General features: G+C 74.0%; 13 protein-coding genes and 1 pseudogene. 8 read left to right on the forward strand and 6 right to left on the reverse strand.

Annotated features, from left to right (window positions below):
- The 3 genes from DZF91_RS41820 to DZF91_RS06380 all read left to right on the forward strand — a co-directional run.
- A partial coding sequence (locus tag DZF91_RS41820) for an NB-ARC domain-containing protein (protein ID WP_147341020.1) occupies positions 1-924 on the forward strand: 924 nt, incomplete at its 5' end.
- 623 nt (positions 925-1,547) lie between these two features.
- Positions 1,548-3,128, forward strand: coding sequence for a tetratricopeptide repeat protein (locus DZF91_RS06375; protein WP_235834124.1), 1,581 nt, complete (start codon positions 1,548-1,550; stop codon positions 3,126-3,128).
- Between the two features lie 138 nt (positions 3,129-3,266).
- Complete coding sequence (locus tag DZF91_RS06380) at positions 3,267-3,959, forward strand: Crp/Fnr family transcriptional regulator (RefSeq protein WP_117356564.1); 693 nt, start codon at positions 3,267-3,269, stop codon at positions 3,957-3,959.
- Between the two features lie 121 nt (positions 3,960-4,080).
- Here the strand turns inward: DZF91_RS06380 and DZF91_RS06385 are convergent, their stop codons facing one another.
- The gene (locus DZF91_RS06385; protein WP_117356565.1) at positions 4,081-4,845 is read right to left on the reverse strand and encodes a maleylpyruvate isomerase family mycothiol-dependent enzyme; all 765 of its coding nucleotides are present in this window, start codon (positions 4,843-4,845) and stop codon (positions 4,081-4,083) included.
- Positions 4,846-4,992: 147 nt separating this feature from the next.
- Positions 4,993-5,661, reverse strand: coding sequence for an alpha/beta hydrolase (locus DZF91_RS06390; RefSeq protein ID WP_117356566.1), 669 nt, complete (start codon positions 5,659-5,661; stop codon positions 4,993-4,995).
- 151 nt (positions 5,662-5,812) lie between these two features.
- Between DZF91_RS06390 and DZF91_RS06395 the strand changes: the two genes are divergently transcribed.
- Both DZF91_RS06395 and uvrA read left to right on the forward strand, forming a co-directional pair.
- Complete coding sequence (locus DZF91_RS06395) at positions 5,813-6,559, forward strand: GNAT family N-acetyltransferase (RefSeq protein WP_117356567.1); 747 nt, start codon at positions 5,813-5,815, stop codon at positions 6,557-6,559.
- A 318-nt stretch (positions 6,560-6,877) separates the two neighbouring features.
- Complete coding sequence (uvrA, locus tag DZF91_RS06400) at positions 6,878-9,715, forward strand: excinuclease ABC subunit UvrA (protein ID WP_117356568.1); 2,838 nt, start codon at positions 6,878-6,880, stop codon at positions 9,713-9,715.
- A gap of 123 nt (positions 9,716-9,838) precedes the next feature.
- Here uvrA and DZF91_RS06405 read toward each other — a convergent pair whose 3' ends face one another.
- A complete protein-coding gene (locus tag DZF91_RS06405) occupies positions 9,839-11,338 on the reverse strand; it encodes a UbiD family decarboxylase (RefSeq protein WP_117356569.1) in 1,500 nt (499 codons plus the stop codon).
- A complete protein-coding gene (locus DZF91_RS06410; RefSeq protein WP_117356570.1) occupies positions 11,322-11,987 on the reverse strand; it encodes a non-oxidative hydroxyarylic acid decarboxylases subunit B in 666 nt (221 codons plus the stop codon). The genes DZF91_RS06405 and DZF91_RS06410 overlap by 17 nt, the downstream gene beginning before the upstream one ends.
- 90 nt (positions 11,988-12,077) lie before the next feature.
- Here DZF91_RS06410 and DZF91_RS06415 point away from each other — a divergent pair, with 90 nt between their 5' ends.
- A complete protein-coding gene (locus tag DZF91_RS06415; protein WP_117356571.1) occupies positions 12,078-12,530 on the forward strand; it encodes a MarR family winged helix-turn-helix transcriptional regulator in 453 nt (150 codons plus the stop codon).
- Between the two features lie 46 nt (positions 12,531-12,576).
- On the opposite strand, the gene DZF91_RS06420 is transcribed toward DZF91_RS06415, so the two are convergent.
- Entirely contained in the window at positions 12,577-13,284 is a 708-nt protein-coding gene (locus tag DZF91_RS06420) for a hypothetical protein (protein WP_117356572.1), read from the reverse strand.
- A gap of 145 nt (positions 13,285-13,429) precedes the next feature.
- Here DZF91_RS06420 and DZF91_RS06425 point away from each other — a divergent pair, with 145 nt between their 5' ends.
- On the forward strand, positions 13,430-13,906 hold the full coding sequence (locus DZF91_RS06425) for a Rieske (2Fe-2S) protein (RefSeq protein ID WP_235834123.1): 477 nt from the start codon (positions 13,430-13,432) through the stop codon (positions 13,904-13,906).
- A gap of 102 nt (positions 13,907-14,008) precedes the next feature.
- The gene (locus tag DZF91_RS06430; protein WP_117356573.1) at positions 14,009-14,518 is read left to right on the forward strand and encodes a Rieske (2Fe-2S) protein; all 510 of its coding nucleotides are present in this window, start codon (positions 14,009-14,011) and stop codon (positions 14,516-14,518) included.
- Here DZF91_RS06430 and DZF91_RS41510 read toward each other — a convergent pair.
- Positions 14,505-14,685, reverse strand: a pseudogene (locus DZF91_RS41510) (hypothetical protein); the annotation flags it as partial. The gene DZF91_RS06430 and the pseudogene DZF91_RS41510 overlap by 14 nt on opposite strands.

A 14,685-nucleotide genomic window follows, 5' to 3' on the forward strand; every position in this document is an offset into this window, starting at 1 on the left:
CCCGGGCGGCCCGCCGGGCTGGCCCGCCGCGCGCCGGTGCGGATCGGCGCGTCCGGGCCGCCGCTCCGGCTGCCGCCGGACAAGCCGTTCTTCACCGGCCGGACGGTCAGCCTCGGCAAGCTCGACATGCTCCTGGCGCAGGCCCGCTGGCCGCGCGCGGTCGTGGTCCAGGGCATGGCCGGGGTGGGCAAGACGACGCTGGCGGTGCACTGGGCCCACCGGGTCGCCGACCGCTTCCCCGACGGCGTCATCTTCACCGAGCTGCGCGGCGGCACGCGCGGCCCCGCGACGCCGGACGAGGCGATGGGCCAGGTGCTGCGCGGCGTCGGCGTGCCCGGCGACCAGCTTCCGCGCGCCGAGGCCGAGCTCGCCGCGCAGTGCCGGTCGCTGCTCGCCGACCGGCGGCTGCTGCTCGTCCTGGACAACGCGACCGACGCCGGGCAGGTCCGGCCGCTGCTGGACGCGGTGAACGCGGGCCTGGTCGTGGTGACGGCGCAGCGGCGGATGCCGGAGCTGGCCGGCGAGGACGGCCGGCACGACGGCGACGTCCGCGTCCTGGAGCTGCGCGAGATGAGCCCCGACGAGGCCGCCGACCTGGTCGCGGGCGTCCTCGGGCCGGGGGACCCGCGCCCGCGCGAGGAGCGCCGGGCGGTGGAGCGGCTGTCGCGCGAGTGCGGGTTCCTGCCGCTGGCGCTCGCGGTCGCGGCGGGCGCGCTGGCCGAGAACCCGGACGTGCCGATCGCGGCGCGCTGGCCGAGAACCCGGACGTGCCGATCGCCGAGACCGTCCGGACGCTGGCGGACCGCTCCGGCGCGTCCTACCCGGCGCCGCTGCGGCCCACGTTCGACCTGGCCTACCGGGGGCTGCGCCGCGACCACCGGGCCGCGTTCCGGATGGTGGGCCTGGCCGCCGGGCCGGAGGTGACGCCCGCCGCGCTGGCCGCCCTGCTGGACGGCACGACCGACGCGGCGGCCGAGGCGCTGGAGGGGATGCGGCAGGCGTTCCTGGTGCACGAGACGGGCCCCGCCCGGTACCGGATGCACGACCTGCTGCGGGACTTCGCGCGCGAGCGCGGCCTCGCCGAGGACGCCGACACCGACCGGTTCGCCGCGCAGCGCCGCCTGCTGGCGTCGTGCCTGGCGTCCGCGCGGTCGGCGGCGCGGGCGCTCGACCGCAGGCGCCGCCCGACCCTGGACGGACGAACCCCGGACACGCGGGCCTCGGAGACTCCGGACGGACGGACCCCGGACGGGCGGACCCCGGACGGGCGGACCTCGGCCCCCGCCGCCGAGAGCGCCGCGGACGCCGGGCCGGGCACGGAGGAGTCCCGGACGCAGGCGCTCGCCTGGTTCGAGGCCGAGCGGCGGACGCTCGTGGCGGCCGTCCATCTGGCGGCGCGGCTCGGCCTGCACCGCACCTGCTGGGAGCTCGCGGACGCCCTGTTCGGCTTCCAGGAGTTCCGCCGCTACAGCGAGGACAACATCGCCGTCCACCAGGTGGGCCTCGGCGCCGCCCGCGCCGAGGACAACTGGGAGGCGGCGGCCGTGATGCTGCACAACCTGGCCGTGGCGCACTTCGAGATCGGGGAGGCCGTCCAGGCGATCGGGTACGCCGAGGACGCCCGGCGCGCGTTCCGGTCCGCCGACCCCCCGAACCGGTACGGGGAGGCCGTCGCGCTCGCCACGCTAGCCGACGTCCACGCCGCGCAGGGCCGGTACCTCACCGCGATCCAGAACGCCGAGAACTCCCTGGCCGTGCACCGGGAGCTGGACGACCGGGGCGGCCTCGCGCGCGGGCACGAGACGCTGGCCCGCGCGCACCTCGCGCTCGCCGACTACGAGACCGCGCTGCGGCACGCCCGCCGCGCCCTGGAGATCCGGCAGGCGCTCGGCGACCGGCGCGGGATCGCCGAGACGCTGCTGACCACCGCGCTCGTCCACCGCAGGCGGGGCGTGGTCGACGACGCGGTCGCCAACGCGCTGGAGTCGCTGTACCTGCGCGAGGAGGACGGCGACCGGTTCGGCTCGGCGCAGGCGCTGACCGAGCTGGCCCGCATGTACGCCACGCTCGGGCTCCGCGACCTCGCCCGGCACGACGCCGAACGCGCCCTCGGCGTCTACCGGGAGCTCGGCGTCCGGCACGGGCAGGCGCGCGCGCTGACCACCCTCGGCCGCCTCGCCTGCGACGCCGCCCGGTTCGCCGAGGCGTTCACGTTCTGCGGGCAGGCGCTGCTGACCCACCGCGAGACCGGCGACCGGCACGGCGAGGCCGAGACGCTCGCGCAGTACGGCGTCATCTACTGGCGGCTCGGCCGGTACCGCGAGGCGCGCGAGCAGCTCGGCCGCTCGCTGGAGATCCGCCGGGAGATCGGCGACCTGCACGGCGAGGCGCACGACCTGGAGAACCTGTCGGTCGTGATGCGCCGCCTGCACCGCCACCAGGAGGCGTTCGTGCACGGCCTGGAGGCGCTGGAGCTGTGGCACCGGCTCGGCGCGCGCGGCGGCATGGCCGGGACGCTCGGCAGCCTCGCCCGCACCTACATCAAGCTCGGCCTGAAGGACGAGGCGGAGCGCGCGGCGGCCCAGGCGCTGGCGATCCGCCGCGAGATCGGCGACTCCTACGGACGCGGGGTCGGCCTGGACACCTACGCCGCGACGCTGCGCGCGGCCGGCCGGGCCGAGGAGGCGCTGCGGGTGCAGACCGAGGCGCTGCGGGTGCTCGGCGAGGTCGGCGACCGGCACAGCGAGGGCGCGGCGCTCGTCCACCTCGCCGCGATCCACCTGGAGCTCGGCCGCGCAGAGGACGCCCTGGAGTCCGGGCGGCGCGGCCTGGAGCTGGCGGTCGAGCTCGGCGACACGCGCCAGCAGGCCCGCGTGCTGCACCACCTGGGCCGCGCCTGCCAGCTGCTCGGACGGCACGCCGAGGCGGCCGGGCACCTGGGCGCGGAGATCGCGCTCCGCCGCGACGCGGGCGACAACCCCGGCCTGCGGCGCGCCCTGGAACGGCACGCCGTCTCCCTGGCGGAGCTCGGCGACCACACCGGGGCCGCCGACTGCGCCCGCCGGATCCGCGCGATCGACCAGTGGCTCGGCCAATGGCTCGATCCGGAGGCCGCCGAACCCGCGTGACGTCCGCCACGGCGCGCCCTGTGTGCCGAATTACCGGGTTTCGCGGGGTCGCCGGGCGTTCACTAACCAGATCAGGAAGTCCCGCGCGCGGGGCCGTCCGCCCGGGCCGGTCCGCGTGGGGGAGAGGAGGCGGCGGCGATGCGGGTCGCGTTCTGGGACGCGCTGCCGGGACCGGCGCGGACGGCGCTCGAACGCGCCGGGACCGTGGCGCTCATCAGGCCGGGCGCGTTCCTCGCGCGCGAGCACACCCGCTCGACCCACGTGCACGTGCTGCGCTCCGGCGCGGCGAAGGTCTGGGTCGACCGGGGCGGCGAGACCGTGATCCTGGAGGTGCTGGGCCCCGGCGACGTCGCCGGGGAGATGGAGATCGCCGACGGCGGCGAGCGGTACGCCAACGTGGAGGCGCTGACGCGGGTCGAGGCGCTCACCCTGCCCGGCGACCGCTTCCGGACGGTGATGAGCGCCCATCCGGACGCGATGTGGGCGCTGGCCGCGGTGCTGTCGGAGAAGCTGCGCGACGCCGACGAGCTGCGCACCGCGCACTTCCCCGACGAGCCGGGCCGCCGTCTGGCGTCCCGGCTGCGCCGGCTGGTCGAGCGGTTCGGCACCCCGGTCGCGACCGGGGGAGTGGTCGTCCCCGTCCCGCTCTGCCAGCGCGACCTCGGCCGCTGGGCCGGGATGGGCCGCCGCAAGGTCGCGCAGCTGCTGGCCCGCGAGCGCGTCGGCGACGGCATCGCCGTCTCCCGCACCGCGATCACCCTGCGCTCCCCGGCGGTCCTGGACCGCCTCGCGGGCGAGGAGGCCGACGACCTCCTCGCCGACACCGGCTGACCATCCCGTCCGGCGGCCGGTCCTCCCGGGGCAGCCAGGCGGCCGAGCCGCCAGGAGTCCGGGACCGCGGACCGGGGCCGCCGGGGGACCAGGCCGCCAGGAGGCCGGGACCGCGGGGCCGCTAGGGGAAGGACGGGTCGGTCGGCCAGGTCGGGGGCGTGGGCAGCGCGCCGTCCGGGCGGGTCGTGAGGCCGGAGCCGTCCGACCGCCCGGTGATCCACGCCAGCAGCGCCGCCGCCGACCCGGTCACCTCCGGGCCGTCGCCGAGGTCGGCCGACTGCCCGGTGTCGGTCGCGCGCAGCCGCAGCCCGTGCAGCCCGCCCCGCTCCTGCGGCCCCCGCTCGGCGAGGCCGCGCAGCGTGTGGTCCAGCTCGGCGCGCAGGTACGCCTCGGGCCAGTCGGCCGGACCGTAGCCGGCGGCGAGGTCCACATGGTGCACCTCGACCTCCCGCCACCGCCGGTGCAGGACGAACCAGGCGGGCATCTCGGGCCCGACCATGCCCCGCACCCGGACGTCCCAGGCCGCCTCGGGCAGCGCCGCCGCCTGCGCCGCGAACCGCTCGCCCGACGTCCGCAGGTCGTCCACCAGCTCGTCCGCGCCGCGTCCCGCGCCCGCGCGCAGCGCCTCGTCGCGTGCCTCCATGCTCGGGTACTGCGGGACCTCCACGCCGGTCCGCGCCCACTCCAGCAGGTTCCACAGCGAGTCCGCGTTGCGCGCCACATGCGTGGCCACGTGCCCCCGCGTCCAGCCGGGCAGCCCGGAGGCCGCCCGCAGTTCCGCGTCACCGAGCCCGGCCACGCTCTTCGCCAGCCGCTCCGCGCTCGCCTCGATCGCCGCCAGCACCGCCGCCCGCCCGTCTCCGGACCCGCTCGTCGCGCCGCCCATCACGCCTCCTCGCGTTCTCAGGGGAGCTCATCCTGACATGCCCGACCCGGCTTCGACCCCGACCAGTCCGCATGTGCGCGGTTCGAGCAATCCGGCTCCGTCATGATCCGGGAGACAGGGCCCGTCACGGCCACGCCGCTCGGCTCGTCACGTCCGCTTCGCGTCGGCGAGGACGTCCAGCACGAACGCGGTGGTGCGGCGGTGCCACAGACCCGGGCGGCGGAGCATCGCGTGGCCCTCGTCCGGCACCGGGACGAAGTCCAGCGACGCGGCGACCGGCCTGGCCCTCTCGGCGTACCGGACCGACGCCCGGTACGGCGTCGTGCCGTCCTCGGTGCCGTGCATGATCAGGACGCGGCGTCCCGCGAGCTGGTCGACGGGCTCGTCCCGCGGCACCCACGGGGCGAGCGCCGCGACCCCGGCGACCTGCGGGTCGTCCGCGACGCGCAGGGAGGTCCGCGCCCCCATCGAGTGCCCGACGAGCACGACCGGGACGTCCGGGCCGCTCCGGCGGACGACCTCCAGCGCCCACCGGGCATCGGGGACCGGGGACGCCTCCTCGCCGTTCCAGCCCCGGTACCGGTAGCCGAGCGACCAGACCGCCAGGCCGTGCCTCCGGCCCGCGCTGAGCAGGTGCAGGGCGAACGGGACCATGCGCAGCGCGGTGGGCTGCCGCGCGGTGGCGGGCTCGCGCCCGAACTCCCGGCCGCCGTGCAGGACGAGCGCCACCGCCGCCGGACGGGCCGGACCGCGCCGGCGCAGGCGGGGCCGCAGGTCCTCCGCCGAGGGGGCCTGCGAGGGGGCCTGAAGATCCATGGCACCACCTTGCCACGGCGGCGCGCGGCACTGACCGCGCCCCCGGAGCCCCCGGAGCCCCCAGGGCCGACGAGCACACAGGGCAGGGTCCATTCGTCACAGTCGCGGAAAATGACTGGAACGATCTCGGCCCCTTGGCGAGCATCGGGAAATGAGCACCGAGCGCCCGTCCGCATCGCCGGAATCCTCCCCGGCCCGCCCGGCCGCGCCGCCGTCCGAACGCCCGGGGCGGGGACGGCCCGCGCAGCCTCCCGAACGGATCGTCCTGCCCGGCCTGACGCTGCGCCGTCCGGTCGAGGACGACCTGCCGGCCCTCGTGACGGCCCTGAACGAGTCGTTCGAGCACCTGCGCCCCTGGATGCCGTGGGCCACCGGACCACAGACCCTCGAACAGGAGCGCGCCTGGCTCGCCGCGACCCGCCGGGCCTGGGACGAGGGCACCGAGTACGTCTACCTGCTGGAGACCTCGGACGGCGGGCGTGCGGGCGGCAAGGGTGCGGGCGGCAAGGGTGCGGGCGGCAAGGGTGCGGGCGGCAAGGGCGCGGACGGCAGCGCCGTGGGCGGCGGGATCGCGGGCACGGTCGGACTGCACGACCGGCTCGGCCCGGACGCCCTGGAGATCGGCTACTGGGTGCACGTCGCCCACACCGGACGCGGCCTGGCGACCAGGGCGGCCGGGGCGCTCACCGAGGTCGCCCTCGGCCTGCCGGGCGTCGAGCGGGTGGAGATCCGGTGTGACGTCGCCAACAAACGCAGCGCCGCCGTCCCGCCCAGGCTCGGCTACTGGCTGCTCGGGATCGAGGACGGCGTCCCCCAGGCCCCCGCCGAGCAGGGACGGTCCATGCGCTGGGTGATGACCCGCGAGGCGTGGTCCCGCAGGAACGCCGACCTGGCCTGAGCCCCGTCCGGCAAGGCGTCCCCGCGCCACGGCGGCGCCGGGAGCGGCCGTCGGCGGCCGGGAGCGGGCCGGGCGCGGTCGGGCGGTCATGGGCGGCACGGCGCGTTCCGGTGGCGGGAGATCTTCGAACACGTGTACGGTTCGGGCGTGGCCGGAGGTCCCGTGGGGGCGGGACGGCCGAGGTGAAATTCGGTGGGCGATTCCGCTGTTGAGGAGACGGGGGAGTCCGCGCGCGTCCGCGTTCTGTCGGACCCCCTGGCTACCGTGGGGACATACCGTCCCATCGCCGCGCCCAGAAGAGGAACCGGAATATACGCCGTGCATGACCGACTCATCGTGCGAGGAGCACGCGAGCACAACCTGAAGGACGTCTCGCTCGACCTGCCGCGGGACGCGATGATCGTGTTCACCGGGCTGTCCGGGTCCGGCAAGTCCAGCCTGGCCTTCGACACGATCTTCGCCGAGGGGCAGCGCCGGTACGTCGAGTCGCTGTCGGCGTACGCCCGCCAGTTCCTCGGGCAGATGGACAAGCCCGACGTGGACTTCATCGAGGGCCTGTCCCCGGCGGTCTCGATCGACCAGAAGTCGACCAGCAAGAACCCGCGGTCGACGGTCGGGACGATCACCGAGGTCTACGACTACCTGCGGCTGCTGTACGCCCGCATCGGGCACCCGCACTGCCCGGTCTGCGGCCGTCCGATCAGCCGCCAGGCGCCCCAGCAGATCGTCGACCGGGTGCTGGAGCTGGAGGAGGGCACCCGCTTCCAGGTGCTGGCCCCGGTCATCCGCGGCCGCAAGGGCGAGTACCTGGAGCTGTTCCGCGAGCTGCAGTCCAAGGGCTACTCGCGCGCGCTCGTGGACGGCCGGATGGTCCGGATGGACGAGCCGCCCAAGCTCAAGAAGCAGGAGAAGCACGACATCTCCGTGATCGTCGACCGGCTCTCGGTCAAGGACTCGGCGCGCCAGCGGCTCGCCGACTCCGTCGAGACGGCCCTCGGCCTGGCCGGCGGCACGATCGTGCTCGACTTCGTCGACCTCCCCGAGGACGACGAGAACCGCACGCGCATGTACTCCGAGCACCTCTACTGCCCCTACGACGACCTGTCGTTCGAGGAGCTGGAGCCCCGCTCGTTCTCCTTCAACTCGCCCTACGGCGCGTGCCCCGAGTGCACCGGCCTCGGCACCCGCATGGAGGTCGACCCCGAGCTGGTCGTCCCCGACGAGGACCTCTCGCTCGGCGAGGGCGCCATCCAGCCGTGGTCGGGCGGGCACGTCAGCGACTACTTCCTGCGGCTGCTGTCGGCGCTCGGCGACGCCATGGGCTTCGACCTCAACACGCCGTGGCGCAAGCTGCCGCTGAAGGCCCGGCGCGCGATCCTGAACGGGCACGAGACGCAGGTGCACGTCCGGTACAAGAACCGGTACGGCCGCACCCGCTCGTACTACACGGCCTACGAGGGCGTGATCCCGTACATCCACCGGCGGCACGCCGAGTCCGAGAGCGACTCCTCGCGCGAGAAGCTCGAGGGCTACATGCGCGAGATCCCGTGCCCGGCCTGCGACGGCGCGCGGCTCAAGCCGGTCGTGCTGGCGGTGACGATGGGTGGGAAGTCCATCGCCGAGGTCGCGGCGATGCCCATCGGCGAGGCGGCCAAGTTCCTGCTGGCCATGGAGCTGTCCGACCGCGACCGGCACATCGCCGAGCGGGTGCTGAAGGAGATCAACGCCCGGCTCGGGTTCCTGCTGGACGTCGGCCTCGACTACCTCACCCTCGACCGCGCGTCCGCGACGCTGGCGGGCGGCGAGGCCCAGCGCATCCGGCTCGCCACCCAGATCGGGTCCGGGCTGGTCGGCGTGCTGTACGTGCTGGACGAGCCGTCCATCGGCCTGCACCAGCGCGACAACCAGCGGCTGCTGGAGACGCTGCTGCGGCTGCGCGACATGGGCAACACGCTGATCGTCGTCGAGCACGACGAGGACACCATCAACGCCGCCGACTGGGTGGTGGACATCGGCCCGCGCGCGGGCGAGCACGGAGGCAAGATCGTCGTGTCCGGCACCGTCGAGGAGCTGCTCGCCTCCGAGGACTCGCTGACCGGCCAGTACCTGTCCGGCCGCCGCGAGATCGCGGTGCCCGAGATCCGCCGTCCCCGCACCAAGGGCCGTGAGATCACGGTCAAGGGCGCGCAGCAGAACAACCTGCGCAACGTGGACGTGGCGTTCCCGCTCGGGGTGTTCACCGCCGTCACCGGCGTGTCCGGATCCGGCAAGTCCACGCTGGTCAACGACATCCTGTACAACTCGCTGGCCAAGCAGCTGCACGGCGCCAAGACCGTGCCGGGCAAGCACAAGCGGGTGAACGGCGTCGACCAGCTCGACAAGGTCGTGCACGTCGACCAGTCGCCGATCGGCCGCACCCCGCGGTCGAACCCGGCCACCTACACCGGCGTGTTCGACCACATCCGCAAGCTGTTCGCGCAGACCACCGAGGCGAAGGTGCGCGGCTACCAGCCGGGCCGCTTCTCCTTCAACGTCAAGGGCGGACGCTGCGAGAACTGCTCAGGCGACGGCACCATCAAGATCGAGATGAACTTCCTGCCGGACGTCTACGTCCCGTGCGAGGTCTGCCACGGCGCCCGGTACAACCGGGAGACCCTGGAGGTCCACTACAAGGGCAAGACGATCTCCGAGGTGCTGGACATGCCGATCGAGGAGGCCGCGGTCTTCTTCGAGCCGGTCACCGCCATCCACCGGCACCTGAAGACGCTGGTGGACGTCGGCCTCGGCTACGTCCGGCTCGGCCAGCCCGCCCCGACGCTGTCCGGCGGCGAGGCGCAGCGCGTCAAGCTCGCCGCCGAGCTCCAGCGCCGCTCGACCGGCCGCACGGTCTACGTCCTGGACGAGCCGACCACCGGCCTGCACTTCGAGGACATCCGCAAGCTCCTCGGCGTGCTGAACGGCCTGGTCGAGAAGGGCAACACGGTCATCGTCATCGAGCACAACCTCGATGTCATCAAGACCGCCGACTGGATCGTCGACATGGGCCCCGAGGGCGGCTCCCGCGGCGGCACCGTCGTCGCCCAGGGCACCCCCGAGGACGTCGCGAAGGTGGAGGGCAGCCACACCGGCACCTTCCTCGCCAAGATCCTCGGCTGACGCCGGAACGGACCACGGGCCCGCGCGGGAACCCTCCCGCGCGGGCCCGTGGCCTGTCCGAACATCCCTGCGAACGCGCGCCGCGATCGGGCCGCCGACCCGGCCCCGGGCGTCGCCGGGGAGTCAGCTCACGGCGGGGAACCCGTACTCGGTCCACTGGTCGAGGACGCGGTGCTGGAGGTCCTCCGGGTAGGAGTTGCGGAAGCACGCCGTGACGCCGCGCTCGGAGTCGGTGAACTGGTCGGGAGTGAGGCAGCTCAGGACGGACTTTCCGCCCTTGCCGGTGCGTACCTCCTCGTCCGTCAGGTACGGCACCATCGGGATGCCCGGCACGTCCGGGTAGAGGTACTCGCCGGTGCCGGGGTGGTAGCGCGTCGCGAGGGCCCACGCCACCTGGTCGATGTCGGTGATGTCGATGTCGTCGGCGACCAGGATGACCTTGGGGACGAGCCAGCCGGTGTGCGATCCGAACAGGACGTCCGCGACGGCGTCGGCCAGGGCGCGTTCGCCCATTCCGGTGCGGGCGAGCCGCGCGGTGTCCACGGCGACGACGATCCAGCAGGTCGCCGCCTCGTAGGAGCACCACGCGAACGAGACCGGCAGGCCGCTCGAGCGCAGCACGTCCAGGCTCGTGGCGGAGATCATCGTGCCCCAGACGGTGTGGTTCTCCTCCGGCGGCAGCCCGGCCGCGCAGACGGGCAGGATCGCGCCGTCCCGGTGGGTGACCGTCTCGACGTGGAAGACCGGCTGCGGCCGGCCCTCGGGGAAGGCGTAGCCGTGGTACTCGCCCATCGGCCCCTCGGGCGCGGTCTCGTCCGGGCTGATCCAGCCCTCCAGCACGATCTCGGCGTTCGCCGGGACGAACAGCCCGCCCGCCTCCGTCTCGACGACCTCGACCGGGCTGCCGGTGAGCGCGCCGACGTAGCCGTCCTCGCCGACGTGGGCGGGCAGCGGCATGCCCGCGGCGGCGAGCGCGGCGGGCGGCGCCCCGAGCACCATCGCCCAGGGGGTGCGCTCGCCTCGTTCGCGCCACATCTGGTGGATCATCCCGATGTGCTGCTGCGGCATCGCCGGGCCGACGAGGCTGTCCGGGCCGTTCAGCATGGTGCGGGCGACCGACCAGCTCGTCCACGAGCCGTCCGGCGTGCGGACGACGTGGAAGCCGTAGGTGCCGAAGTAGCGGCCGCCGTCCTGCTGGTGAAGGAGCGGGACCGGGAAGCGCGTCAGGTCCACCGCGTCGCCGGTGAGGACGTTCTCCTTGCACGGTCCGGACGCCACGACCTTCGGCGGGACCGGCTCGGCGTGCATGGCCCGGACGAGATGCTCCACGATGTCCCGCGGGGTCGTGTCGCGTGGCAGGCCGAAGTGCGCGGCGAGGCGTCCGTAGGTTCCGGTAGCGGCCGGGCTGAGACCAGCGGGCGCGCCCAGGATCCGGAACCCGGCGTCGCCTTCCGTGAGATTGCTGAACAGCGGGGCCGGGCTGCGCGTCTCGTACACGCGGCGGGTGATGGCACCGGCTTCGAGCGTCGGGCTCACCGGTGTGCGGACGTCCACGGCGTCCCCGGCGGCGAGCAGTTCGTCGACGAAGTCGCGAAAGTTGAGCGAGCTACCGCGTTGCGTCATGTCGGACGGCCTTTCTGAGCGAGGGCGAAACGGAGTCGGAGCCGGAGGCGGTGCCGGTACCGGAGGCGGGGCCGGTGCCAGGGCCGGTGCCGGAGAAGCCCTGCCACCGCCTGGCCGTGGGCAGGTCCAGGCCGAACTGGTCGAGAACGCGGGCGACGATGTGCTCGACGAGCCCGTCGATGCTCTCCGGAGCGTTGTAGAAGGCGGGCATGGGCGGCATCACGACCGCGCCCATCCGCGTCAGCTCCAGCATGTTCTCCAGGTGGACGGCGGAGAGCGGGGTCTCGCGCGCGACCAGGACGAGCCTGCGGCGCTCCTTGAGCGTCACGTCCGCCGCGCGGGCGATCAGGCCGTCCCCGTAGCCCGTGCGGATCGAGGCGAGCGTCTTCATGCTGCACGGGACGACCACCATGCCGTCCGTCCGGAACGAACCGCTCGAGATCGCCGCGCCCTGGTCGTCCGGGCCGTGCGTCACCGACGCGAGCGCCGCCACCTCGCGGACCGAGCGTCCGGTCTCCTGCGCGAGCGTGACCCGCGCCCACCGGCTCACCACCAGGTGCGTCTCGACGTCCAGGTCGCGGAGCGCCGCCAGGAGGCGCACCCCGATCGGCGCCCCGGTCGCTCCGGTCATCGCCACGACAAGCCTCATCGGCACTCCCTCCATTTAGGACGTGTACGTCCTAAATGGCGAGGATATAGTACGTGTACGTCCTATTGCGCCGAAGGAGCCTGAACAGCCATGAACCGGGAGAAGGCGGACGCGTCACGCGTGCGGGCCGCGATCGAGGGCGTCGGACCGCTGGCCCGCCGCCTCAACCAGGCGCACGCCCGCCTGTGGCACGAGCGCGTGGACCAAGAGCTGACCGGCCCGCAGTTCACCGTGCTGAGCCTCCTGTGCACGCACGGCGACATGGACCAGGGCACGCTCGGTGCCCTCGCCCACCTCGACAAGTCCACGGCGGCCCCGCTCCTCGACCGCCTCCGCCGCCGTGGCCTGGTCGAACTGGCGAAGGACGACGCGGACCGCCGCCGCAAACTGGTCCGCGTCACCCCCGACGGCCGCGCCCTGGCGACCCGCCTGGCGCCGCAGGTGATCGCCGTCGGCGATCACCTGCTGTCGTCCCTGACTCCTGAGGAACAACGCCAGTTCGTGGCGCTCCTGGCAAAGGTGGTCGCCGTGCCGGAGGGTTAGGGAATCGCGCCCGGCCGGGGCCCGGCCTTCCCGGCCGGGCGCGGGGTCAGGACTGGAGCTTGAGGTCGACGTTGTTGACGAGCTGCCCCAGCTCCTCGTACTTCTCGGTCTCCTCGCTCTCTCCCACCTGCTGGCCGACGACCGTCTGCGACTTGGACTGCAGCAGCCGCTTGGGCACCTGGCTGCCGCTGGGGCAGTCCAGCGCGTCGAGGACGTAGTTCTTGTGGAAGATGAAGGTGTAGCCGCTGACCTGGCTCTGCACGGCCTTCGCCCAGCCCGCGTCGTCGGGTGAGAGCAGCGTGCCGCCCTGGACGATCGCGGGCGTGTACTCGGGCTTCATCATGAGCTTGACCGGGTTGCCGGTGGTCTTGATGGTGTAGGCCGTCCTGTCGTAGTGCTTGGGCTTGATCTTGGAGGGGCGTGCGGGGGTGAAGGTCACGTCCACCCACTGGTAGCCCTGCTTGTCGGCGTAGAACCTGGCCGTCACGTTCAACGGCGCGTCGAGCCGGTCCTTGACGACGCGCGGCGCGGGCTTCTTGCCCTTCCACTCCCAGGAGTCCGTGCCCTTGTAGGTGTGGCCGAAGTAGACCTTGATGTGGCCGCCGCACGTCTCGGCGGCCTTCGGCGGGGAGGCCGCGCCGCTCGCGCCGCCGGTGGCCGCCGCCGCGGGGACCGCCGCGTGACCGGTGAGGGTCAGGGACGCCAGGGCGGCGCAGGGGAGGGCGGCGACGCCGACCTTGTGGCGGAGGGGCATGGCCCTCTTCCTTTCGACTACTCGCTGCGTTCGCATGATTACTTTATGTATCGCTGATGCGCTCGACTAACACGGACGACGCGCGCGACCGGGTTTCGGCGGGGGTGCCGTGGAGGCCGGTGGCATGTCCGGAATGATGGTGACCATGAGCGACGAAGCGATGAGCGGGGGCCGGGAGAGCCGGGTCGCCGGAGGCGGGGACGGCGCGGAGCGGGCCGTCGGACGCCGGATGGTGCTGTGCGGGACGGGCGCGGTGGGGGCGGCGCTCGGGGCCGGGTTGCTGACCGGTTGCGGCCCGAAGTCCAACAAGACGGCGTCCGCCGGGGACCTGAAGGGCAAGGAGATCGCCAAGGTCGCCGACGTCCCCGTCGGCGGGGGCAAGGTCTACGCCGACACCAAGGTCGTGGTGACGCAGCCGAGCCAGGGCGTCTTCAAGGCGTTCAGCGCCATCTGCACCCACCAGGGCTGCCTGACCAACCGGGTGACCGGGGGCGTGGTCAAGTGCCCGTGCCACGGCAGCGAGTTCAAGATCACGGACGGCTCGGTGGCGCAGGGCCCGGCGAACAAGGCCCTTACCGAATATCCCGTCCAGGTCAAGGGCGACGGCATCGTCGTGGTCTGACCGCCGCGCTTCCGGGACGGCCCCGCGGATTGAACCGGCGCCGAAGGCGAAACGTACTCCTGGTGACGGACAACACCCCCCGACCGCACCGGAGGTCCGCACATGCCGCAGGAGCCCGAGGAGACCGCGACCCTTCCCCCGGCCCCTGGGCGGGCCCCGTCCGGGGACCTCGCCAGGCGGGGACTGCTGCTCGGCGCGGGCGCCGTGGGCGTCGCAGGGCTGACGGCGGCGTGCGGCGGGGGCTCCGGCTCCGACGAAGCCAAGCCGTCCTCGGCGCCGTCCTCGGCGCCGAACGACGGCGGCCTGGTCGAGAGCTCGGGCGGCGGGGTCGTGCTCGGCAGCGCCGCCGACGTCCCGGTGGGCGGCGGCAAGGTCTACAAGGACCGGAAGATCGTCGTCACTCAGCCGAAGGCGGGCGAGTACCACGCCTTCACGGCCGTGTGCACGCACCGGGGCTGCACGGTCGGCGCGGTGGTGAGCGGCCTGATCACCTGTCCCTGCCACGGCAGCGCGTTCCACATCGAGACCGGCACCGTCGCGCGTCCGCCCGCGGCCAGGGCGCTGGTCGAGCAGGCGATCAAGATCGCCGACGGGAAGATCATCCTCGTCTGACGGCGTCCACCCGCGCCCGGCCGTCCCCTGCCGTGCGGCCGTCCACTCCCGTCCGGCCGTCCACTCCCGTCCGGCCGTCCACTCCCGTCCGGCCGTCCGCGCCGGCGTGGGCGTCCGCTCCCCGCGGGCCGCCCTCCCCCGGCGCGGCGTCCGGGCCGACGGCCGGG

This window comes from Actinomadura logoneensis (genome assembly GCF_003428695.1).
Taxonomy (GTDB): Bacteria; Actinomycetota; Actinomycetes; order Streptosporangiales; family Streptosporangiaceae; genus Spirillospora; species Spirillospora logoneensis.

Excerpts from the sequence above, each read along its gene's own strand:
- DZF91_RS06410 (WP_117356570.1), bottom strand. The coding sequence starts at position 11,987 with ATGAGGCTTGTCGTGGCGATGACCGGAGCGACCGGGGCGCCGATCGGG.
- DZF91_RS06380 (WP_117356564.1), top strand. The coding sequence starts at position 3,267 with ATGCGGGTCGCGTTCTGGGACGCGCTGCCGGGACCGGCGCGGACGGCG.
- DZF91_RS06375 (WP_235834124.1), top strand. The coding sequence starts at position 1,548 with ATGCTGCACAACCTGGCCGTGGCGCACTTCGAGATCGGGGAGGCCGTC.
- DZF91_RS06405 (WP_117356569.1), bottom strand. The coding sequence starts at position 11,338 with ATGACGCAACGCGGTAGCTCGCTCAACTTTCGCGACTTCGTCGACGAA.
- DZF91_RS06415 (WP_117356571.1), top strand. The coding sequence starts at position 12,078 with ATGAACCGGGAGAAGGCGGACGCGTCACGCGTGCGGGCCGCGATCGAG.
- DZF91_RS06395 (WP_117356567.1), top strand. The coding sequence starts at position 5,813 with ATGAGCACCGAGCGCCCGTCCGCATCGCCGGAATCCTCCCCGGCCCGC.
- DZF91_RS06430 (WP_117356573.1), top strand. The coding sequence starts at position 14,009 with ATGCCGCAGGAGCCCGAGGAGACCGCGACCCTTCCCCCGGCCCCTGGG.
- DZF91_RS06420 (WP_117356572.1), bottom strand. The coding sequence starts at position 13,284 with ATGCCCCTCCGCCACAAGGTCGGCGTCGCCGCCCTCCCCTGCGCCGCC.
- DZF91_RS06390 (WP_117356566.1), bottom strand. The coding sequence starts at position 5,661 with ATGGATCTTCAGGCCCCCTCGCAGGCCCCCTCGGCGGAGGACCTGCGG.
- DZF91_RS06425 (WP_235834123.1), top strand. The coding sequence starts at position 13,430 with ATGAGCGACGAAGCGATGAGCGGGGGCCGGGAGAGCCGGGTCGCCGGA.
- DZF91_RS06385 (WP_117356565.1), bottom strand. The coding sequence starts at position 4,845 with ATGGGCGGCGCGACGAGCGGGTCCGGAGACGGGCGGGCGGCGGTGCTG.